The organism is Pseudomonas sp. Irchel 3E13 (assembly GCF_900187455.1).
Lineage (GTDB): Bacteria > Pseudomonadota > Gammaproteobacteria > Pseudomonadales > Pseudomonadaceae > Aquipseudomonas.
In genome coordinates this window covers 61,905-82,654 of the sequence record NZ_FYDX01000013.1, presented here as the reverse complement: position 1 = coordinate 82,654, position 20,750 = coordinate 61,905, and the positions used below count along the sequence as shown (strand labels likewise).

Genomic DNA, 20,750 nt, shown 5'->3' with positions numbered 1-20,750 from the left:
GTAAGCCCCTCATGCGTTCCTCGAATTTCGGCGGATTGCGGCCGCCTCACAAAGTCTTCGCCTTCAGCCTGCTGTTCCTCGCCCTGAGCGACGCGGCAACCCCGGTGCTGGCCGCCGACAGCGATAACCCGCTGGACACGGTGGTGGTGATCGGCAACCGCGGCCAGGCCCGCACCCTGGCGGAAAGCCCGGCGCCGGTGGATGTGATTTCCTCCAAGCAACTGCTCGCCACTGGCCAGGGCGACCTGACCCGTGCCCTCAGCCGGGTGCTGCCGTCGCTGAACCAACCGGCCTCGTCGGGCTTCGGCTCGACGTCGGTGGTGCGCCCCATCAGCCTGCGCGGGCTGAACGGCGATCAGGTGCTGGTGCTGGTCAACGGCAAGCGCCGGCACAACAGCGCCCTGCTCAACAACGGCACCTACCTCAATTCCGGCTCGCAGCCGGTGGACCTGGACACCATCCCCACCGCGCTGGTGGACCACGTCGAAGTCCTGCGTGACGGCGCCTCGGCCCAGTACGGCTCCGACGCCATCGGCGGCGTGGTCAATATCGTGCTGAAACAGACCGACCACGGCGGCAGTGTGTCCACCACCTACGGCCAGAACTACGAGAACGGCGACGGCGAAACCACGCGGCAGACCGGCAACGTCGGCCTGGCCCTGCCCAACGACGGCTTCATCAACCTCGCCCTGGATGTGAAACAGCAAAAGATCTCCGACCGTTCGGACAAGGCGCCGTACACCGACAGCGCCGGCAACACCAGCCTGCAACACACCTACTACGGCACCGGCCTGCCGGAAGCGCGCAATTTCAGCCTCGGCTACAACGCCGAACTGCCGGTCAGCGACGCCCTGAGCCTGTATTCGTTCTCCACCTACACCCGCCGCAACTCGGAAAAGCCGCTGGCGTTCCACCAGCCGGCCAGCTTCGACGGCATCGCCACGCCGTTCCCGGAAGGCGTGGAAGACACCCTGCGTTTCATCGAAAACGACTTCCAGGTGGCCTTCGGTGGCAAGGGCAATGTCGCCGGCTGGGACTACGACCTGTCCACCACGTACGGCCAGGACCACGCCGAAGCCACCCTGCGCCACACCTACAACCTCAGTTACGGCGCCAACTCGCCGACCTCGGTGGACACCGGGGTGAAAACCTTCAGCCAGTGGACCAACAACCTCGACCTGACCCGCGCCTTCGACCTTGGCCTGGACAAACCCACGCAGATTTCCTGGGGCCTCGAGCACCGTTACGAGAACTACAAGATCGGCAAGGGCGACTACGCCTCCTATGCCAGCGGCCCGTTCACCACCGGCGCCAGCGGCAACCCGATCGCCCCGGGGACCATCTCCGGTGCCGGCACCACCCCGGCCGACGCAGCCGAAAAAGGCCGCACCAGCCTCGGCGCCTACGCCGAGATCGGCCAGGAACTGACCGACAAATGGCATGTCGACCTGGCCGGTCGCTACGAGGACTACAACGACGGTTCGGGCACCACCAGCAACGGCAAGTTCTCCACCCGCTACCAGTTGACCCCGATCCTCGCCGTGCGCGGCACCTTCAGCACCGGCTTCCGCGCACCGTCGCTGGCCCAGCAGATCTACAGCTCGACCTCGCAGAGCAACGTCAACGGCAACCTGATCGACTACCGCAACGTCGCCGTCGATTCCGCCGTGGCCAAGGCCCTCGGCGCCACCACCCTGAAACCGGAGAAATCCACCAACATCGGCTTCGGCCTGACCCTGCAGCCGAGCGACGCCACCAGCGTTACCCTCGATGCCTACCAGATCAAGATCAAGGACCGCATCGCCCAGACCGGCTACCTCGGCGGCACGCCGCAGATCAACGCCATCCTCGCCGCCGCCGGCCTGGCCACCAACCAGTCGGTGACCTACTTCACCAACGCCCTCGACACCACCACCCGTGGCATCGACCTGGTCGGCGACTACCGGCAGAACCTCGGCGCCTGGGGCGGCCTGCGCTACACCCTCGGCTTCAACTGGAACACCACCGAAATCGACGACATCCACGCCTCGTCCGTGGCCCAGCAAGCGCTCGGCCCGACCGGGGGCTACGACCGCCAGCGTCAGGGCAACCTCAAGCACGGCCTGCCGGAATCCAAGCTGTTGCTGGGCGCGACCTGGACCTTCGACAAGATCGACCTGAGCCTCAACCTGACCCGCTACGGCGAATACACCCAATACGGCACCGTGGAAATCTACGACCGCACCTTCTCGCCGGCGTGGATCACCGACCTCAACCTCGACTACCACCTGACCCCGGCCCTGACCCTCACCGCCGGCGCCAACAACCTGTTCAACAAATACCCGGAGCGCACCAATCTGCCGAGCAGTTCGGGCGCCTTCCCTTACGGCAACTTCTCGCCCTACGGCACCACCGGTGGCTACTGGTACACCGGCCTGAGCTACAACTTCTGACCCGCCGCCCCGCCGGCGTCGTCGCCGGCGGGGCTTTCGTCGCAACACGGGAGCCGATTCCATGACCCGCCGTACCGATCAACTCAAGCTGGGCGCGTTTCTGGCCAACAGCGGCCATCACGTCGCGGCCTGGCGTCATCCCCTGGCCCAGGCTGATGCCAGCCTGGATTTCGACCACTTCAAGGCCATCGCCCGCAGCGCCGAACGCGGCAAGTTCGACGCGCTGTTCGTCGCCGACGTGGTCGCCCTCTGGGGGCACCACCTCGACGCCCTGAGCCGCACCGCCCGTGGCGAGCACTTCGAACCGCTGACCCTGATGGCGGCGCTGGCCGCGGTCACCGAGCGCATCGGCCTGATCGCCACCGCCACCACCAGCTACAACGAGCCGTACCATATCGCCCGCAAGTTCGCCTCCCTCGACCACCTGTCCAAAGGGCGCGCGGCGTGGAACCTGGTGACCTCGGTGGTCTCCGACGAGGCCTGGAACTTCGGCCGCGAAACCCACATCGAGCACGCCGACCGCTACCAGCGCGCCGAAGAATTCCATGACGTGGTCAAGGGCCTCTGGGACAGTTGGGACGACGACGCCTTCCCGCGGGACAAAGCCAGCGGCCAGTACTTCGACCCGGACAAGCTGCACACCCTCAATCACCGCGGCGCGCATTTCGCCGTGCGCGGCCCGCTCAACGTCGCCCGCCCGCCACAGGGCCATCCGGTGCTGGTCCAGGCCGGCGCCTCGGAGCCGGGCAAGGCCCTGGCGGCGCGGGTCGCCGAGGTGATCTTCGCCTCGCACCACGAACTGCCGGCGGCGCAAGCCTTCTACCAGGACATCAAGCAGCGCGCCGCGGCGCTGGGCCGCGACCCCGAGCACATCAAGATTCTCCCCGGTGTCACCCCCTTCATCGGCGAAACCCGCGCGCAGGCCCAGGCGCTGTTCGACGAGTTCCAGGCGCTGATCGACCCGGTGCTGGGCTTGCGCCTGCTGGCCGACACCCTCGGCGAAGACATCGACCTGTCCGGCCATGACCTCGACGGGCCGCTGCCGGAAACCCCGCCCGGCCAGCGCGGCAGCCGTCGCGACCACGTGCTGGAACTGGCCCGCCGCGACAACCTGAGCATCCGCCAGTTGTACCTGCGCCTGGCCGGCGGCAACCCGGTGATCGGCACGCCCGAGGACATCGCCGACAGTTTCGAAACCTGGTTCCAGGCCCGCGCCTGCGACGGTTTCAACGTGTTCTTCCCGTATTTCCCGGGGTCGATCGACACCTTCGTCGATCAGGTGATTCCGCTGTTGCAGGCCCGCGGGCTGTTCCGCCGCGAATACGAGGGCCGCACCCTGCGGGAAAACCTCGGCCTGCCGCGCCCGGCCAACCGCTTCAGCGCGGCGACGGAGGTCAGCGCATGAACAAGCTGCCCTGCCTGGTCCTGGCCCTGTGCGGCCTGGCCGCGAGCCCGGCCTTCGCCCTGAACATCCTGCTGAGCAACGATGACGGCTATCGCCACCCGAATATCCGCGCGCTCTACAGCGCTCTGAAAAACGCCGGCCATCAGGTGAAGATTGCCGCTCCGCAAAGCGAACAGAGCGCCCGTGGCGGCGCCTTCATCTATGGCCGGGAAGTCACCGTCGGCCGCGACGACGACCCGGCCTACCCCGACAGCTACTACATCAGCACCCACGAAACCGGCCTGTGCAGCAGCGCCGCCTGCGCCGGGCAAGAGGTGCAGATCGAGATCAGCGGCACGCCGGTCATGGCGCTGCTGATGGGCCTGAAAAAGGTGCAGCCGCAACCGGACCTGGTGATCGTCGGGCCGAACCCCGGCAACAACGTCGGCGCGATCAATAGCGCCTCCGGCACCTTCAACGCCGCCAGCTTCGCGGTGCGCGCCGGCTACCCGGCGCTGGCGGTGAGCACCGACCTCAAGGACAAGGACCCGCAGCGCATCGCCACCCAGGTGGTGAAGCTGGTGGATGCCCTTGACCGCCATCGCCAGCCCGACGGCAAACTGCTGCCGGCCGGCCTCGGCCTCAATATCAACTTCCCCGCCGACACCAGCCTCAAAGGCGTGCGCCTGACCCGCATCGGCAGCTACGTAGGCTTCGACACGCGCTACACCGACGACCTCGGCAAACTGTTCCCGAAACTCGCCGGCAAGCCCGGTATCAGCTTCGAATACAGCGTGCCGGCCACCCCGGCCCAGCAAGACGACGAAGCGGTGTGGCTGGCCAAGGGTTACCTGACCATCAGTCCGTTCAACGGCCTGCTGGAGTCCAGTGATCAGGCCGGTGCGGCCAAGGCCCTGGCCGGTTTGCCGCTGATCCCGCAGGAGCAGCGACCATGAGTGGCGGATTTTCCCTGGGCTTTCTCAACCGGGTCTATCACCCGCATTTCGACGCCAAGGTCTACCGCGAGACCCTCGAGCTGTTCCAGGTCGCCGAAGAGCTGGGCTTCGACAGCGGCTGGGTCGCCCAGCACCACTTCGCCAGCGAACAGGGGCGCCTGCCCTCGCCGCTGGTGCTACTCGCGGCGGTGGCCCAGCGCACCCGGCGCATCGCCCTCGGCACCGGGATCATCGTGCTGCCGCAGGAATTGCCGCTGCGCCTGGCGGAAGACGCCGGGGTGCTCGACCTGCTCAGCAATGGCCGGCTGGAACTGGGCCTCGGCGCGGGCTTCGACCCGGACAGCTTCCGCGCCTTCGGCCTGCCCCACGAACAACGCCACCGCGACTACGAAAACCACCTGCAAGTGCTGCAGGCGGCCCTCGGCAATGCGCCGCTGAACGCCGAAGGGCTGCGCCTGCAACCGCTGTCCCCCGGCCTCGGTGGCCGGCTCTGGGAAGCGACCTCGCGGGTGGAATTGGTAGCGGCCCGCGGCAACGGCCTGATCATGGCGCCCAACCCGCACCTGCCGGCCGAAGCCAGTATCGAGGCGGTGCAGCGCTACCGCGCCGCCTGGACCGGCGACAACGGCACGCCGCCGCGGGTGGCGCGGGTCCAGGGGGTGTTCCCCACCGCTGGCATCGGCGGCGATGACAGCGCCCTGCGCCGCGATATCCACACCTACCTCCAGCGTCAGCACAGCATCGGCGTCTACCACGGCCCACTGGACGCTGACTTCGGCGACACCCTCACGCGCCTCGGCGTGCTGCATGGCCCGGCGCAGTCGATCATCGACGGCCTGCGCGGCGGCCCGCAACTGGGCGTGCATGACCACCTGATCGTCCAGGTGCAAAGCGCGAGCACGCCGCTGCGCGACGCCATCCGTGCCCTGGAAATCATCAGCGAGCAGGTCGCCCCGGCCCTGGGCTGGCGCCGCGCTGCCACAACCACCGTCAAGGAAGCTGCCCTGTCATGACCGTCGCCCGTTCACGCCCGCTCAAGCTGGGCTTTCTCACCCACGCCTTCGGCGAAGAGCCGAAGCAGGTCTACAACGACCTGCTGGAGCAATTCGACGTCGCCGAAGCCCTCGGTTTCGACGGCGGCTGGATCGCCCAGCACCACCTGAGCAACGGCTTTGGCCGGTTGCCGTCGCCACTGTTGTTCCTCGCCGCGGTGGCCGAGCGGACCCGCCACATCGAGCTGGGCACCGGGGTCATCGTGCTGCCCTTCGAAGACCCGGTGCGCCTGGCCGAAGACGCCAGCGTGCTCGACCAACTCAGCGGCGGCCGGGTGCAACTGGGGCTGGGCAGCGGCGGCGCCAACCTGGACAGCTTCAGCGCCTTTGGCCGCGACGCGGAACAGCGGCAACAGCGCTTCAGCGCCGATCAACAGCGCCTGCAACGCTTGCTCGAAGGCCAGCCCGCCAGCCCCGACAGCGAGCAGACCCTGCAACCGCCCGCCCCCGGCCTGAGCCAGCGCCTCTGGCATTCCCATGGCAGCGTCGAAGGCGCGGCCTACACCGCACAACAAGGCAACGGCCTGCTGCTGGGCACCGCCACCCACGACCCGCTGACCGTACAAAAACCCTTGGCCGAGGCCTATCTGCAGGCCTGGGACCATCCCGAACGCGCCCCGCGAATCGGCGTGGTGCGCGCGGTGTTCCCAGCCAACGACCGCGCCACGGCCCAGGCCGAACTGGCGCCGGACATCGAGCGGCATATTCCGCGCCTGCAACGCGAAGGCCTGATCGACGAAGCCATCGACCTGCAAGAACACCTGCGCCTGATGAACGTGCACCACGGCCACCCCGACGAGGTGATCGACAGCCTGCGCCAGGACCCGTCGTTGCTGCCTTACGCCGACTACCTGATCGTGGTGGTACAGGCGGAAAGCTCGACCCAGGCCCAGGTGCTCAAGCGCCTGGAAATCATCGCCCGGGAGATCGCCCCGGCGCTGGGCTGGCAACCCCGCGCTACCCAGACCCCGACGGCGGTGGGATGATGGCCCACCCTGTTTCCTTCACCCTCGCGGAGTCCGTGCATGGCCCGTGAGTTCAGTTGGCAATTGCCGCTCTGCGGGCCGGATGGCGCCCGCGACTGGGGCGCGCGGCCGGGCCAGTGGATCCAGTTGGCCCAGGCGGTGGAGTACGCCGGCATCGACGGCCTGTGGATCCCCGGCGGCGCGCCCTGCGCCGACAGCCTCGGCGTGGCGGCGGCATTGTGCGCGCATACCCGTCACCTGCACCTGACCGTCAGCGTGCCGCCGGAAGTGGTGTTGCCGGCGGCACTCGCCGCCACGCTGCAGAGCCTGCAATCGATCAGCGCCAACCGCGTGCGCCTGCACCTGCCGGACAGCGAACGCGACAGCCTGCGCCACGCCTTCGGCGAATGGCTCAACCGCGACCAGCGCAGCGAGCGGATCGGCGAATACCTGGACATCCTCCAGCGTCTGCTCGGCGGTGGCGAAGCCGGTTTCAACTACAGCGGGCGCTACTTTCAACTGGAGAACGCTGGCTTCGCCCGCCGCGAACTGCCGGCCCCGCCGCTGCTGCTGGACGACAGCCAGAACACCGCGCTGATCGCCGCCCATGCCGGCACCTGCCTGCTGCGCCCGTCGGCGCCGGCCTGGCTCGAACAGGAAATCCAGCGCCTGCGCGGCGCGCAACCGGCCTTGGCTTTCGCCTGCACCTTCGGCCTGATCCAGGGCGACAGCGAAGCACTGGCCTGGGACGCCGCCGCCCAACACCTGGCGGTGGATGTCCAGGCGCTGCCGGCCACGGCCGCGCTGCCGAGGTTGTCCCGCGACCGTCATCCGCTGCGCCGCTTCGAAATCCACCCCAACCTGCTGCAACTGCACCCCGGCCAGCCGCTGTACCTGGTCGGCACGCCGCAGCAGATCGCGACCCGCCTGCAGGAACTGCATGGCCTGGGCATCGAACACATCGTTATCCAGGGTCAGCCGGCGGTCAGCGAAGTGCTGCGCTTTGGCGAACGGATCCTGCCCCTGCTGCATGAGCAGGGCCTGCGCAAGGAGCGCCTGCACCATGGCCAGTGAACGCCGCCCGCCGATCGAACTCGACTGGTTCCTGCCCACCAACGGCGATGGTCGCCACCTGACCAGCAGCGGCCTGCCCAAGGTCGGCCTGTTCCAGCAGGGTGAACGCACGCCGACCCTGGATTACCTGCGGCAGATCGTCCGCGCCGCCGAGCTGTCCGCCTTCGACGGCATCATGGTGCCGACCGCCAGCGGCTTCGAGGACCCCTGGCTGATCACCGCGGTGCTGGCCCAGGAAGTGCGGCGCCTGCGTTTTCTCCTGACCTTGCGCCCGGGCCTCGAACTGCCGGCCTGGAGCGCCCACCGCGCGGCGACCTTGCAACTGCTCAGCGACAACCGCCTGGACCTGCATGTGGTCAGCGGTTCCAGCCGTTTCGAACAGCGCTCCCTCGGCGATTTTCTCGAACACGACGAACGCTATGCCCGCACCGCCGAATTTCTCCAAGCCTTCCAGGCGGTCTGGGCCGGACGTCGCCAGCCCCATCACGGGCGCTACTACCGCTGCGCCGGCGACAGCCCGATCGACCCGCGGGCGCAGGCGCCGGCGATCTATTTCGGCGGTGCCTCCAGTGCCGCCGAACAAGTCGGTGCCGCCCATGCCCAGACCTACCTGATGTGGTGCGAACCGCCCGCGATGATCGCCGAACGCATCCGCCACATGCGCGAACTGGCCGCGGCCGGTGGCCGCACGCTGCGTTTCGGCTTGCGCGTGCACGTGTTCGCCGCCGCCACCGATGACGCGGCGTGGAGCCATGTCGAGCGCTTGCTGGACGAAATCCCCAAAGAAGCCATCGACCGCGCCCAGGTGCAGATGGCGGCGTATGAATCGGTGGGTCAGTCACGCCAGACCGAACTGGTCAAAGGCCGTGGACGACGGGCGCGGGAACTGGAAGTGTCGGCCAACCTCTGGGCCGGCGTCGGCCTGGTGCGCGGCGGTGCCGGCACCGCGCTGGTGGGCAGCTACCAGCAGGTGGCGGAGCGGATCGAGGAATACCATCAGTTGGGCGTCGATTGCTTCATCCTGTCCGGCTTTCCCCACCTGGAAGAAGCAATCCACCTCGGGGCGGAGCTGTTGCCGCAGTTGCGGCGGCTGGGGGCGGGACGGGCGCGGCGCAAGGGGTGATTCTTCGACAGCCTTGAGGGCGTCATCGCCCTCAAACAGCAACCTCAGCTCGAGGAGCGCCCCTTCAACATCCCATGGTTCACCAACAAGGTCCGCATGGCATTGCGGGTAATCCCCAGCAATTCTGCCGTGCGCAATTGGTTGAAACCGCAATGGGCAAACGCCTCGCGCACGATCAGGTCCTCGATATCGTGCAGCAACGCGTCCCCCGGGGTTTCGAACAGGCGCAGCAGTTGTTCGCGAATCACTTCCTGCGGCAGCTTCGGCGCGCCTGAAGGCCCTGCCTGCAGGGCGCTGAGCCCCGCCGAGAATTTCAGGTGCTCGGGCCGGATCGGTTTGTCGCCCGCCACCAGCAAGGCCAGGTGCACGACATTCTCCAGCTCGCGGATATTCCCCGGCCACGGGTAATCCAGCAGCGCCTGGGCCGCTGATTCCGACAGCATCGGTTCGTTGATTTTCAGCCGCGCGCTGTAGAGCTTCCGGAAGTGCTCCACCAGCGGCAGGATGTCCAGCGGCCGCTCGCGCAACGCCAGCACCGCGACCTGGGCGACATTGATGCGGTAGAACAGGTCGAGACGGAAGTTGCCCGCCTCCACCGCCTGCTCCAGGTTGACGTTGGTGGCGGTCACCAGGCGGATGTCGATTTTCACCGGCTTGCGCGAGCCGACCCGCACCACTTCCTGCTCCTGCAGCACCCGCAGCAGTTTCACCTGCAACGGCAGCGGCAGGTCGCCGATTTCATCAAGGAACAGGGTGCCGCCGTCGGCCTCTTCGAACCAGCCGGCACGTCGGCCGGTGGCCCCGGAGAAGGAGCCTGCTTCGTGGCCGAAGAACTCGCTCTCGGCCAGGTTTTCGCTGATGGCGCCGCAGTTGACGGCAATGAACGCGCCCTTGCGCCCGCTGGCGGCATGGATATACCGCGCCACCAACTCCTTGCCGGTGCCCGTCTCACCATTGATCAGCACCGGCGCGTCGCTCGGGCCGACCCGTTGCAGGTATTCCAGCAACTGGCGCGAGCGCGGATCGGCGAAGACCAGCGCCTTGGCGCGGATCGACAACGGGTCCTTCTCACCCTGGGGCAAGGTCAGGATGGGGTTCAGATGTCCCTGAGAACCGCTCATGGCAAATACGTCCCGGTGTCAGCGTCTGGTGGGTAAGGCTGTACTCTACTGGCGCTTGCTTATAGCCAGAAAGATTAAAAAAGCATTAGAAAATAACCGCTTGAACAACCTGCTGATTCCGCAACAACCTGCGCCGGGCGCTGTTGCTAATCAACCGCGCGCCCCGCTCCACGTCCCGCCAATTGGCAAAAATTCTTTCAGAATCATGACAAAACGATGATGGCATAGCGCTTGCTATGGGCTCGTCTGCTTACTCTTCACAGAGCGGCCCTTACGCGATCCGGCCCTGAAGCCGGCGTTCGCCTCGCATTTTTCAAGGGATACCCGCCATGCCCACACTGCTACGCAACCGTCATCCACTTCGCCCACTCGGCCGTCGCCCGTTACTGCTCGCCAGCGCGCCGCTGCTGTCGCTGCTGGCCAGCGATGTCTTCGGCCAGCAGACTGATGCCGAAACCACCACCGCCTTGCCGAGCGTCACCGTCACAGCCCAGCGCCATGAAGAATCCGCCCAGGACATCGGCATCGCGCTGACCGCCCTCAGCGGCCAGGACCTGCAGGACAAGGGCGTCACCGAGGTCAACCAGTTGCAGAACTACGTGCCCAACCTCGACATCGCCCCGCAATACGGCAGCGGCAACCCGCTGTTCCGTATTCGCGGCGTCGGCCTCAAGGATTACGGCAGCAACAACACCTCCACCGTCGGCGTGTACCTCGACCAGGTGGCGCTGCCCTACCCGATCCAGACCCAAGGCCAGCTCTTCGACCTGGAGCGGGTGGAAGTCCTGCGCGGTCCGCAAGGCACCCTGTACGGACGCAACAGCACCGCCGGCGCGATCAACTTCATCACCAACAAGCCAACCCGCGAACTGCACGGCGGCCTGACCGGCAACTACGGCTCCTACGATGCCGGCAGCGTCGAAGGCTTCATCTCCGGGCCATTCAGCGACACCCTGCGCGGGCGCCTGTCGTTCATCACCGAACAGGGCGGCGCCTGGCAGGACAACCGCGTCACCGGGCAGAGCCTCGGCGACAAGGACACCACCTCGCTGCGCGGGCAACTGGACTGGGACGCCAGCGACAGCGTCAACTTCAACCTCACCGTGCACGGCGGTCAGGACAAATCCGACAGCCGCGGTTCGTACCTGTATCAGGGGCTGAAACCCAACGCCACCTACGGCGGGCGCTACGCCACCATCGCCCCGGAAAACAACGGCAAGAACACCGGCTGGGGCCTGACCCCGGGCTTCGCCGGGCTGACCGGGCTGTCGGTGAAAGACAAGCCGCACCGTGACAACGACAACACCGGCTTCGCGCTGACCGGCACCTTCGACCTCGACGACCACCTGACCCTCACCAGCGTCACCGCCTCGGACAGGTTCAGCCGCCGCGAATACATCGACTGGGACGCATCGGAGATCCCGCAATCCGACGAGTTCTTCGATTCCCAGGTCGAGGTGTTTTCCCAGGAACTGCGCCTCGCTTCCCACGGCAACGAGCGCTTCAACTGGCAGACCGGCCTGTACTTCGCCAAGGACCGCCTGGACGAAGAGTTCTACTCCGACTTCAGCGCCAACCTCGGCTATGGCACCTTCACCTCCTACGGCCAGCGCTCGCGCACCTACGGCGTGTTCGCCCAGGGCGACTACCGCCTGACCGACGACCTCAAGCTGATCGTCGGCCTGCGCCAGGAAAAGGAAAACCGCGAACTGAACGACTTCAGCACCCGGCGCATCCTGGTCAACAACGGCGCCTACAGCTACGGCCCGAGCACCTTCCCCGCCGCCGACAGCGATCTGGACAGCAACTCCACCTCGTGGAAGCTCGGCCTGGAATATCAACTGACGCCCTCGACCCTGGTCTATTCCACCGTCAGCCGCGGCATCAAGTCCGGCGGCTTCACCGCCTACAACTCCAGCTATGTCGAGCAGATCGCCCCGGTCAAACCGGAGAAACTGCTGGCCTATGAAGTGGGCTTCAAGAGTGACCTGAGCAACACCCTGCGGCTCAACGCGGCGGCTTTCTATTACGACTACCGTGACCAGCAATACCAGTCGCAGGTGTGGATCAGCCAGCAGGTGGGCAACGTCGGTCGCCTGGTCAACATTCCCAAGTCGAAAATCTACGGCTACGAGCTGGAACTGCAATGGGAACCGCTGGCGGGCCTGACCGTCGGCCAGTACTTCGGCACCAAGAAAGGCAAGTACATCGACTACGAAGGGCTCAACAGCACCGCCACCCGCGCGGTCAACTTCGCCTACCCGGTGTTCACCGACTTTTCCGGTTCCAGCCTGAGCAACTTCCCCGAAACCAGTTACGGCGGCCAGGTGGAGTATGTCTGGGAGATTCCCGGCTTCATCCTCAGCGCCCAGAGCGATTACTCGTACCACGACAGCATCGCCGGCAGTAACGGCACCACCACCGAGGCGTATTGGCTGGCCAACGCCCGTCTCGGCCTGAAACCGGTGGGCGGCAACTGGTCGGTGGCGCTGTGGGCACGCAACCTGTTCGACAAGAAATACGACCTGTACCACGGCTCGTTCCTCTCCAACGCGCAAATGGCCACCCCCGGCGATCCGCGCTCGGTCGGCGTCCAGGCCGGCTACAGCTTCTGAGGAGAACTCATGACCCGTGATCTGCACCGCCGGCAGGCCTTGCGCCTGCTGGCCGGCGTCGCCGCGGCGCCCTTGCTGCTGCGTTATGGCCGGGCCCTGGCCGGCGTGAGCACGCCTTTCAGCCTGGGGGTCGCCAGTGGCGATCCCTGGCCGGACGGCTTCGTCATCTGGACCCGTCTCAGTGCGGGGCTGCCCGTTCCCGGCAACGAGCAGAACCTGCCGTCGAGCATTCCGGTGGACTGGGAAGTCGCGCTCGACCCGGATTTCCGCCGCATCGCCCAGCGCGGTCGTACGCAAGCCCTGGCGCTCAACGGCCATGCCGTGCATGTCGAACTGCGTGGGCTGGCTCCCGGACGCGAGTACTGGTACCGCTTTATCGCCCTCGGCGAGCGCGGCCCGGCGGGACGGGCGCTGACCCTGCCGGCGCTGGGTGCGCCGGCCGACCGCTTGCGCATCGGCGTGGCCTCCTGCGCCCATTACGAGCGCGGCCTGTTCAGCGCCTATCGGCACATGGCCGAGGAACGGCCGGACTTGGTGCTGTTTCTCGGCGACTACATCTACGAGTACAGCAACGCCCCCGGCACACCGGGGCTGGCCCGCTCGTACAATGCGCCGGAAGCCACCGACCTGGCCGGCTATCGCTACCGCTACGCCCTGCACCACAGCGACCCGGACTTGCAGCAATTGCACGCGGCCGCACCGTGGATCGCCACGTGGGACGACCATGAAGTGCAGGACGATTATTCGTCGATCTACTCCAAAGACCCGGCCATCAACGTAGCCCGTTTCCAGCAACGTCGCGCCGCGGCCTATCAGGCGTTCCTGGAAAACCTGCCGTTGCGCCGACCACGGCTGGGCAGCAATGGCAGCCCGCTGATCTACCGCCGCTTCGCCTGGGGCGATCTGGCCAGCCTGCCGGTGCTGGACGGCCGTCAGTACCGCTCGAAACAACCGTGCTATCAGGCGCCGGCCTTCGGCAAGGGCCATATGGAAGTGGAAAGCTGCCTCGACCTCGCCGATCCCAAACGCACCTTGCTCGGCTTCGAGCAGGAGCGCTGGCTGTACGACGGCCTCAAGCGCAGCGACGCACGCTGGAACCTGCTGGCGCAGAACCTGTTGGTGGCACCGTTGCGCGCGCAGCGCCCGGACAGCGGCGAAGCACGCTACTGGACCGACAACTGGGACGGCTACCAGGCTGCCCGTGGCCGCCTGATCGAAAACCTGCGCGACAGCCGCGTGGCCAACCCGGTGGTACTTAGCGGTGACTATCACTCGTTCTGGGCCAACCATCTGTACGAACGCCCGGAAGACCCGGCGTCGCGGCTGGTGGCGGCGGAATTCGTCGGCACCTCCATCACCTCCAACGGACCAAGCTACGAAGCCATCCAGTCGATCCTGCCGGCCAATCCACAGATTCGCTTCTACGACAGCCGGCCGCGGGGCTACCTGTCGCTGGACCTGAACCGGGAGCGGCTGGAGGTGAAGATGCAGGCGATTTCGGACCGGCTCGACCCGCATGCCAGCGTTTCGACCCTCAAGCGCTTCGTAGTGGAAAGCGGCAGTCCGCAGGTGCTGGAGGCGTGATGGGCAGGCCAGCGGCCCATGGCCAGCCATGGGCCGCAAAAACAGGTATCCTGCACAACCGTTTCCGCGCACTTATCAAGGATGTTTCGTGTCGAACAGCCTGTCCCGCTTCTACCGCCCCGCCCTTGTTCCCCTCGCCCTTGGCCTGACTCTGCTCAGCGCTTGCAGCACCTCCCCCGATAAACCCAAGGTGGAGGTCGATCCGAAAGTGATGCAGCAATTCCAGAGCGATTTCCAGACCGCGCTGCGCCGGACCATCGCCAACAACGTTCTGCAGGATCAGGTGGGCACCACGCGCCTGCGTCTGATCGTCAACCGCGAAGGGCGCGCGGTCGCCTGCGAGACCTTGCCGGCCAGTCCCAAAGTGGCGCAAGGCATGTCCGGGCAAATACCGTTCACCAACCGCGCGGCGTTTGATCAGTTCATCGAACAGCAATGCTCGCGGGCGATCTTCCCCCCAGCGCCGGACGCGCTGTACGACGAAAAAGGCCAGGTCGAAGTGGTTGCCCCGGTAGGCGTGTCTTTCAGCAGCACACAGCCCGCGCCATGGTTGCAGCAAAATGCGCAACGCGCGTTCTTCCGCAAGCAATTGCTCGGCAACGAGCGGGTGAACAGCGTTGGCGTGGCGGTGGCCAGCTACCAGGCCGACGCCAAGGGCAAGACCACCGGTTGCCTGGTGTACCTGATCCCCGCTGAAGTGCGGCCAAACGACTTCAAGCTGGACGGCGACCTGCAAAGCCGGCTCAACAGCGCCTGCATGAAGCTTGACCTCAGCCAGATGCCGGGTTTTGAACCGGGGAAAGCGCAGGGGATGTTTTCGTTGGAATATGCACCCTGGACGGTAGGCATACAGTGACGACTTCGCGATGGTTCGGCGCCCCGAACCGTCGCGAAAGCCTCGGCTCCCTACAACGGCATCGTCAATTTCAGCCAGTACGCATCCCCCTCAGGCCGATTGCGCACATCGGTTTCATGCTGCCATTTGGCGGTGATGAACCACCCCGAGGCATCGCTGTACTTGATCGAGGGCCCGATCGCGAACGCCTTGCCCTTGTTGTCTTCGACCCGGTCGCCGTGCTGCCGGTCATCGGTGACCTGCTGGTAGATATACCCGCCAACCCCCACCACCCAGCCATTACCCAAGCCCCAGCCCAGTGCGTAGTCGGCATGCGCTTCCTGCCCGGAGCGGTAGTCGGTATCGCGGTTGCGGCCGTTGAAGTCGTACATCAGTTTGACGTCCAGGTTCGGTCCGTTCGGGTCGACATAGCTGAACGCCGCCACCGGTTCGGCGGCCCAGTAGTTGCGGCCGATATTGGTCTGGCGGTCGCGGTCGTAGCTGCCGGTCGGGGCGATGATGTCCAGCGCGTACACGGCATGGAATTTGTCGCTGTAGTGGTAGCCGAGCGCCGGGCCGAAGATCACGTCGCCGAGGCCGCGACGGTGGTCGCGGTTGCCGTTGACGGTCACGCTCAGGTCCACCAGCGGAGCGATGGCCTGGAACGCCAGGCTGCCGCCCAACACGGTTTCCTCGGTCACCCACACCAGACGCGGTGCGACAACGTTGGCGCGCAGGCGGAAGTCCAGCGGCAGCGCGTGGCCGTCGTTGCCCATCAGGTCGTCCGCCGCGTAGTGCTGGGCATAGACCTGGGCGTACCAGCCCGGCGGCGGCAAGGCGCCGGACATGTAGTTTTCCGCGCCCATCGGGTACGACGAGCCACCGCCCTCGGTGGCCCAGCCCGACGTAGCCACGCTCAGCAGCGATGCAGAAACAGCGATCAGGATCTTGTTGTTCATGAGGTGAGTCCTTTATTCAGGGCGAACGCCGCCCACGCGCAAGCCGCGCGGCTGCGCACCACGGCGTTCAGGAAGAAATGGGAAAGCGGGAAATCAGCGCCGGCGCAGCGGCCAGAAATCGAGGAACTGGCTGAGCACCACCAGCAGCGGGAAGGTCAGCGCCAGCAAGGCCGAGGCCAGCCAGAACTCCCTCGCGTAACCTGGCGCGCCGCTGTCCAGCGGTCCGCTGAGCCACGGCGCCAACGCCCAATACAGCGACGACAGCAGCGCCCCGGCGACAATCGCCACCAGCAGTTGCAGCACGCCGCGCCCTGGCCGGCCGGCGAATAACTGCCCCTCGAACATCAGCAGCGGCACCAGCACCCCGAACAGCAAGGCAATCGCCCCGCGAGCCATGAACGGCACCGGCTCGATGCCCAGCCCGCGAGTGCCGGCGAAGTACAGCGCGGCGCTGACCAGCAGCACCCAGACGCTGCGGGCGAGCCCGGCCCAGGGTTGTCCGCTGATCCGCGACACCGGCCAGAAACCCAGCAACAGGCAGGCGAAGGTCACGGCCACGGTGGTCACCGAGAACGCCAGTATCTCCAGCGCCGGCAACGCGCCATGCGGATCAAGGCGATCAAGGTAGAACGGCGCCCCGGCCAGGGCCGAGAAGTCGAACAGCAGGCTGAACAGCCCGTAGCCCAGCAAGTACGCCACGACGAGAATGCCCAACCCCAGCGTCAACGGCTGACGCACGAGCGCCGCCAGCGGCCAGCATTCCCAGACCAGCACCAGCCAGAAGGTCACCAGCACGCAGAAGATCACGTACATCAGGGTGAACGGCGTCGGCGGCCCGACCTGTTGCGCCTGGGTGACGAATACCAGGCTGGCGATCAGCGCCGCCGCGAGCAAGGTCAGCGCCAGTTGCGCGAGCCCCCGCCACGGCTGGCCCAGCCCGTTCAGCCAGCCCGGATACTGGTTGCGCCAGACCATCGCCAAAACGATTTGCGGCGGCACGCAACAGACCAGGAAAAACGTCGCCCAGGTGGCGAAGAATCCGGCGCTGACACTGCCGATCGCCGCCCACGACACCAGCACCACCAGCGCCAGCCCGAGCAGGCCGGTCAGCGGCTGGCGGGACGGCACGGCGGCCGCCCCGGGGTTTTCTACAACGGCCACATCGATATTGTTCTTGTTGTTCATGTGCGTTTCCCGTTGGCCTCAACCGGCCTTTTTCAAGAGATCCAGCGCCACGTCGACGATCATGTCTTCCTGACCGCCGACCATGCGCCGCTTGCCCAACTCCACCAGGATGTCCAGGGTCTTCAGGCCGTGGCGCGCGGCGGCAGCCTCGGCGTGCCGGAGGAAGCTGGAGTAGACCCCGGCGTAACCCAGGCCGAGGGTTTCCCGGTCGACCCGCACCGGGCGGTCTTGCAGCGGCCGGACGAGATCGTCCGCCGCGTCCATCAAGGTGTAGAGGTCGGTGCCGTGGTTCCAGCCCAGGCGCTCGGCGGCGGCGATGAACACTTCCAGCGGCGCGTTGCCGGCGCCCGCGCCCATGCCGGCGAGGCTGGCGTCGATGCGATCACAGCCCTCCTCCACGGCGACGATGGAGTTGGCCACGCCGAGGCTGAGGTTGTGGTGGGCGTGCATGCCGGTCTGGGTTTGCGGGTCGAGCACCGCCTTGAAGGCGCGCATGCGCTCGCGAATGTCCTGCATGTTCATCGCGCCACCCGAGTCGGCCATGTAGATGCACTGGGCGCCGTAGCTTTCCATCAACTTGCCCTGGGCCGCCAACTGCTCGGCCGGAATCATGTGGCTCATCATCAGGAAACCGACGGTGTCCATGCCCAGCTCGCGGGCGTATTCGATGTGCTGGCGGGACACGTCCGCCTCGGTGCAGTGGGTGGCGACGCGCACCACCCGCGCGCCGGCGTCGTAGGCCGCCTTCAGGTCGTGGACGGTGCCGATCCCCGGCAACAGCAGCGTGGCGATCTTCGCGTGGCGGACCACATCGGCCACCGCCTCGATGTATTCGAGGTCGGAATGGCGGCCGAAGCCGTAGTTGAAACTGGAGCCTTGCAGGCCGTCACCGTGGGCCACCTCGATGGAATCGACCTTGGCCGTGTCCAGTGCCCGGGCGATGTCCCGGGCGTTGTCGAGGGTGTACTGATGGCGGATGGCATGGCTGCCGTCACGCAGGGTGACGTCAGAGATATAGAGTTTCTTGCCGTTCATGGGCGCCTCAGAGTTTCACGCAGATGTTCTTGAGCTCGGTGTAGAACTCAAGCGAATGGACCCCGCCTTCGCGGCCGATGCCCGACTGCTTGCTGCCGCCGAAGGCGGTGCGCAGGTCACGCAGGAACCAGCTATTGACCCAGATAATCCCCGCCTCCAGTTGCCCGGCGACACGGTGGGCGCGCCCGAGGTTTTCCGTCCACAGCGTGGCCGAGAGACCGTAGTGGGTGTCGTTGGCCAGGGCGACGGCTTCGTCCTCGCTGTCGAACGGACGGATGTGGCAGCACGGGCCGAAGATTTCCTCGGTGACCACCGACGAATCGTCCGGCAGCCCGGTCCAGATCGTCGGCTGTACCCAGGCACCGCCGGCCAGCGCCGCCGGCATGTCCGGCACGCCGCCGCCGGTGATGACGGTCGCGCCCTGGTCGCGGGCCTGCTGGTAATAGGACAGGACCTTCTCGCGGTGGGTCAGGCTGACCAACGGCCCAAGGGTGGCTTTCGGATCATCCGGGGCGCCGATCACCAACGCTTCGGCACCCGCTTTCAGGCGGGCGACAAAGGCGTCGAACACCGGCCGCTGCACATACAGCCGCTCGGTGCCCAGGCACACCTGGCCGCTGTTGGCGAACACCGAACGCAGCGTGCCTTCCACCGCCTTGTCCAGGTCGCAGTCGGCGAAGACGATCCCGGCGTTCTTGCCGCCCAGCTCCAGCGACACCGGGCGCACACCGTGAGACGCGGCGCGCATGATGGTTTCCCCGGTGCCGGTTTCGCCGGTGAAGGTGAAGGCGTCGACATCCGGGTGCGCGGTGAGGAACGCGCCCGCGGAATTGCCGCCCAGGCCCTGCACCACGTTGTACACGCCCTTGGGCACGCCGGCGGCGTTCATCACTTCACCCAGCAGCGCGGCGGTGCTCGGGGTTTCTTCCGACGGCTTGACCACCACGGTGTTGCCGCAGGCCAGCGCCGGGCCGACTTTCCAGGTCATCAGCAGCAGCGGCAGGTTCCACGGGCTGATCACCCCGATCACGCCCCGCGGGCGCCGCACCGCATAGTTCAGCGCGCCCGTGCCGTCGGGGGTGTCCATTTCGAAGGTCTCGGCGGCGACGTTCTTCACCGAGTCGGCGAACACCTTGAAGTTGGCCGCGCCCCGCGGGATGTCGATATGGCTGGCCAGCGAGCGCGGCTTGCCGGTGTCGCGGCACTCGGCGGCGAGGAATTCCTCGAAACGAGCGAGGATGCCGTCGGCGACCTTGTGCAGGATCGCGCCGCGCTCGGCCACGCTCATCCGCGCCCAAGGGCCTGTGAGGGCGGCGCGGGCGGCGCGCACGGCGGCGTCCACTTCCGCTTCGCCGGCTTCATGGACCTTGGCGAAGACCTCGCCGGTGCTCGGGTCGAGCTTGTCGAAGGTACGGCCGCTGGCCGAGGCGACATAGGCGCCGTCGATGAAATGCTTGATCTCTTGCATGGGGACAGTCCTCAGGTCAGTACGGTCAGGAAGCGTTCGTTCAGGATGCGGTCGTGGTAGAAGATCGCCTTGCCCAGTTCATCCGCCGACCAGGTCTGCGGCTTGTGGTCCGGGTAGTTGTAGTCACCCCCGGCGAACACCTCGTTGCGGTTGCCGGACGGGTCGAAGAAGTACACCGTCTTGCCGTGGGTCAGGCCGTGACGGGTCGGGCCGATGTCCAGCGACGAATTGGTCATGGAGATCAGGTCGGCGGCGCGCAGCACGTCGTCCCAGGTTTCCAGGTAGAACGACACGTGGTGCAGGCGGCCCTGCTCGGCGTGCTGGATGAACGCGACATCGTGGGCCTTGGTGGCCAGGCTCATGAACTGGGCAATGCGGTTGCCCTGGTCGTCCACCACTTGCTCGGCGAGGTAGAAACCGAGCACCTGGACCAGCAGGTCGTAGGTGGCCTGCAGCTCGCCGCCGTACAGCAGGCAGTGGTCGAATCGCACGGCGCGCATGCCTTTCAGGCCGCGAGGCCAGGCTTCCGGGTTGAAGTCGGAGACGCCCCACTTGCCGGTGTATTCCTTGTCCGCGTACAGCTCGAAGACATGCCCGGACGGCAGGTCGAACTGCACCCGCCGCCCGCAGCCCAGCAGGTCGCCGGCGGGCAGGTTGCGCACCGTGCAGCCCCAGGCGCGCAGCTCGCCTTCGAGGGTTTCCAGGGTCGCTTCGTCGCTCACCTTGTAGGCCATGAAATCCATGCCGGCCTCGTCGGCTTCCACCAGCACCACGGAGAATCTGTCCACTTCGGTCCAGGCCTTGAGGTAGACCCGGCCCCGCTCGTCACGCCCGGTCTCGATCAGACCGAGCAGGTTGATGTAGTGCTCCAGTGCCTGGGCCATGTCCAATACCCGCAACTGGACGTGGCCGGGACGCAATACGCCTTTCTTCATGATGAACACCTGTTGTCGTTGTTATGA

The 20,750-nt window shown here is 66.5% G+C and carries 17 protein-coding genes; 11 read left to right on the top strand and 6 right to left on the bottom strand.

The features are described 5' to 3' along the window. Positions 1-11: 11 nt before the first annotated feature. The 7 genes from CKW37_RS22470 (at position 12) to CKW37_RS22440 (ending at position 8,986) form a co-directional block, all read left to right on the top strand. On the top strand, positions 12-2,432 hold the full coding sequence (locus CKW37_RS22470; protein WP_095158463.1) for a TonB-dependent siderophore receptor: 2,421 nt from the start codon (positions 12-14) through the stop codon (positions 2,430-2,432). A gap of 61 nt (positions 2,433-2,493) precedes the next feature. Next, on the top strand, positions 2,494-3,837 hold the full coding sequence (locus CKW37_RS22465; protein WP_095158462.1) for an LLM class flavin-dependent oxidoreductase: 1,344 nt from the start codon (positions 2,494-2,496) through the stop codon (positions 3,835-3,837). Beyond that, the gene (locus CKW37_RS22460) at positions 3,834-4,772 is read left to right on the top strand and encodes a 5'/3'-nucleotidase SurE (RefSeq protein ID WP_095158461.1); all 939 of its coding nucleotides are present in this window, start codon (positions 3,834-3,836) and stop codon (positions 4,770-4,772) included. Before CKW37_RS22465 ends, CKW37_RS22460 begins: the two co-directional genes overlap by 4 nt. After that, entirely contained in the window at positions 4,769-5,785 is a 1,017-nt protein-coding gene (locus tag CKW37_RS22455) for an LLM class flavin-dependent oxidoreductase (RefSeq protein WP_095158460.1), read from the top strand. The genes CKW37_RS22460 and CKW37_RS22455 overlap by 4 nt, the downstream gene beginning before the upstream one ends. Next, positions 5,782-6,810: an LLM class flavin-dependent oxidoreductase gene (locus tag CKW37_RS22450; protein WP_095158459.1), complete on the top strand. Its 1,029-nt coding sequence runs from the start codon at positions 5,782-5,784 to the stop codon at positions 6,808-6,810. The genes CKW37_RS22455 and CKW37_RS22450 overlap by 4 nt, the downstream gene beginning before the upstream one ends. A 39-nt stretch (positions 6,811-6,849) precedes the next feature. Continuing rightward, complete coding sequence (locus CKW37_RS22445; protein WP_095158458.1) at positions 6,850-7,863, top strand: LLM class flavin-dependent oxidoreductase; 1,014 nt, start codon at positions 6,850-6,852, stop codon at positions 7,861-7,863. Further along, positions 7,853-8,986: an LLM class flavin-dependent oxidoreductase gene (locus CKW37_RS22440; RefSeq protein WP_095158457.1), complete on the top strand. Its 1,134-nt coding sequence runs from the start codon at positions 7,853-7,855 to the stop codon at positions 8,984-8,986. The genes CKW37_RS22445 and CKW37_RS22440 overlap by 11 nt, the downstream gene beginning before the upstream one ends. Before the next feature lie 44 nt (positions 8,987-9,030). Here the strand turns inward: CKW37_RS22440 and CKW37_RS22435 are convergent, their stop codons facing one another. Then, complete coding sequence (locus CKW37_RS22435) at positions 9,031-10,107, bottom strand: sigma-54-dependent Fis family transcriptional regulator (protein ID WP_095158456.1); 1,077 nt, start codon at positions 10,105-10,107, stop codon at positions 9,031-9,033. On the opposite strand from CKW37_RS22435, the gene CKW37_RS32595 reads away from it, so the two are divergent. The 4 genes from CKW37_RS32595 to CKW37_RS22420 all read left to right on the top strand — a co-directional run bounded on the left by CKW37_RS32595 (position 10,106) and on the right by CKW37_RS22420 (position 15,162). Further along, positions 10,106-10,327 carry a hypothetical protein gene (locus CKW37_RS32595; RefSeq protein ID WP_143502117.1) on the top strand — a complete coding sequence of 74 codons (222 nt, stop codon included), beginning with the start codon at positions 10,106-10,108 and terminating at the stop codon, positions 10,325-10,327. The two genes, CKW37_RS22435 and CKW37_RS32595, sit on opposite strands and share 2 nt — an antisense overlap. Positions 10,328-10,436: 109 nt before the next feature. Continuing rightward, complete coding sequence (locus tag CKW37_RS22430) at positions 10,437-12,722, top strand: TonB-dependent receptor (RefSeq protein ID WP_095158455.1); 2,286 nt, start codon at positions 10,437-10,439, stop codon at positions 12,720-12,722. 9 nt (positions 12,723-12,731) lie between these two features. Continuing rightward, positions 12,732-14,306, top strand: coding sequence for an alkaline phosphatase (locus CKW37_RS22425; protein ID WP_095158454.1), 1,575 nt, complete (start codon positions 12,732-12,734; stop codon positions 14,304-14,306). An 88-nt stretch (positions 14,307-14,394) separates the two neighbouring features. Further along, complete coding sequence (locus tag CKW37_RS22420; protein ID WP_095158453.1) at positions 14,395-15,162, top strand: hypothetical protein; 768 nt, start codon at positions 14,395-14,397, stop codon at positions 15,160-15,162. A 50-nt stretch (positions 15,163-15,212) separates the two neighbouring features. On the opposite strand, the gene CKW37_RS22415 is transcribed toward CKW37_RS22420, so the two are convergent. From CKW37_RS22415 to CKW37_RS22395, 5 genes are all read right to left on the bottom strand, one after another. Continuing rightward, positions 15,213-16,100, bottom strand: a complete 888-nt coding sequence (locus CKW37_RS22415) for a transporter (protein WP_095158452.1) — start codon at positions 16,098-16,100, stop codon at positions 15,213-15,215. 93 nt (positions 16,101-16,193) lie between these two features. Beyond that, entirely contained in the window at positions 16,194-17,285 is a 1,092-nt protein-coding gene (locus tag CKW37_RS22410; RefSeq protein ID WP_095158451.1) for a hypothetical protein, read from the bottom strand. Between the two features lie 18 nt (positions 17,286-17,303). After that, positions 17,304-18,320, bottom strand: coding sequence for a 4-hydroxy-2-oxovalerate aldolase (dmpG, locus tag CKW37_RS22405; protein WP_095158450.1), 1,017 nt, complete (start codon positions 18,318-18,320; stop codon positions 17,304-17,306). A 7-nt stretch (positions 18,321-18,327) separates the two neighbouring features. After that, positions 18,328-19,788: a 2-hydroxymuconic semialdehyde dehydrogenase gene (locus CKW37_RS22400; RefSeq protein WP_095158449.1), complete on the bottom strand. Its 1,461-nt coding sequence runs from the start codon at positions 19,786-19,788 to the stop codon at positions 18,328-18,330. Positions 19,789-19,799: 11 nt separating this feature from the next. Beyond that, positions 19,800-20,723, bottom strand: a complete 924-nt coding sequence (locus tag CKW37_RS22395; protein WP_095158534.1) for a catechol 2,3-dioxygenase — start codon at positions 20,721-20,723, stop codon at positions 19,800-19,802. Between the last annotated feature and the right edge of the window lie 27 nt (positions 20,724-20,750).

Coding starts and splice junctions, on each gene's coding strand:
- CKW37_RS22445 (WP_095158458.1), top strand. CDS start 6,850: ATGGCCCGTGAGTTCAGTTGGCAATTGCCGCTCTGCGGGCCGGATGGC.
- CKW37_RS22460 (WP_095158461.1), top strand. CDS start 3,834: ATGAACAAGCTGCCCTGCCTGGTCCTGGCCCTGTGCGGCCTGGCCGCG.
- CKW37_RS22410 (WP_095158451.1), bottom strand. CDS start 17,285: ATGAACAACAAGAACAATATCGATGTGGCCGTTGTAGAAAACCCCGGG.
- CKW37_RS22425 (WP_095158454.1), top strand. CDS start 12,732: ATGACCCGTGATCTGCACCGCCGGCAGGCCTTGCGCCTGCTGGCCGGC.
- CKW37_RS32595 (WP_143502117.1), top strand. CDS start 10,106: ATGGCAAATACGTCCCGGTGTCAGCGTCTGGTGGGTAAGGCTGTACTC.
- CKW37_RS22415 (WP_095158452.1), bottom strand. CDS start 16,100: ATGAACAACAAGATCCTGATCGCTGTTTCTGCATCGCTGCTGAGCGTG.
- CKW37_RS22395 (WP_095158534.1), bottom strand. CDS start 20,723: ATGAAGAAAGGCGTATTGCGTCCCGGCCACGTCCAGTTGCGGGTATTG.
- dmpG (WP_095158450.1), bottom strand. CDS start 18,320: ATGAACGGCAAGAAACTCTATATCTCTGACGTCACCCTGCGTGACGGC.
- CKW37_RS22400 (WP_095158449.1), bottom strand. CDS start 19,788: ATGCAAGAGATCAAGCATTTCATCGACGGCGCCTATGTCGCCTCGGCC.
- CKW37_RS22440 (WP_095158457.1), top strand. CDS start 7,853: ATGGCCAGTGAACGCCGCCCGCCGATCGAACTCGACTGGTTCCTGCCC.
- CKW37_RS22435 (WP_095158456.1), bottom strand. CDS start 10,107: ATGAGCGGTTCTCAGGGACATCTGAACCCCATCCTGACCTTGCCCCAG.
- CKW37_RS22465 (WP_095158462.1), top strand. CDS start 2,494: ATGACCCGCCGTACCGATCAACTCAAGCTGGGCGCGTTTCTGGCCAAC.
- CKW37_RS22430 (WP_095158455.1), top strand. CDS start 10,437: ATGCCCACACTGCTACGCAACCGTCATCCACTTCGCCCACTCGGCCGT.
- CKW37_RS22450 (WP_095158459.1), top strand. CDS start 5,782: ATGACCGTCGCCCGTTCACGCCCGCTCAAGCTGGGCTTTCTCACCCAC.
- CKW37_RS22455 (WP_095158460.1), top strand. CDS start 4,769: ATGAGTGGCGGATTTTCCCTGGGCTTTCTCAACCGGGTCTATCACCCG.
- CKW37_RS22470 (WP_095158463.1), top strand. CDS start 12: ATGCGTTCCTCGAATTTCGGCGGATTGCGGCCGCCTCACAAAGTCTTC.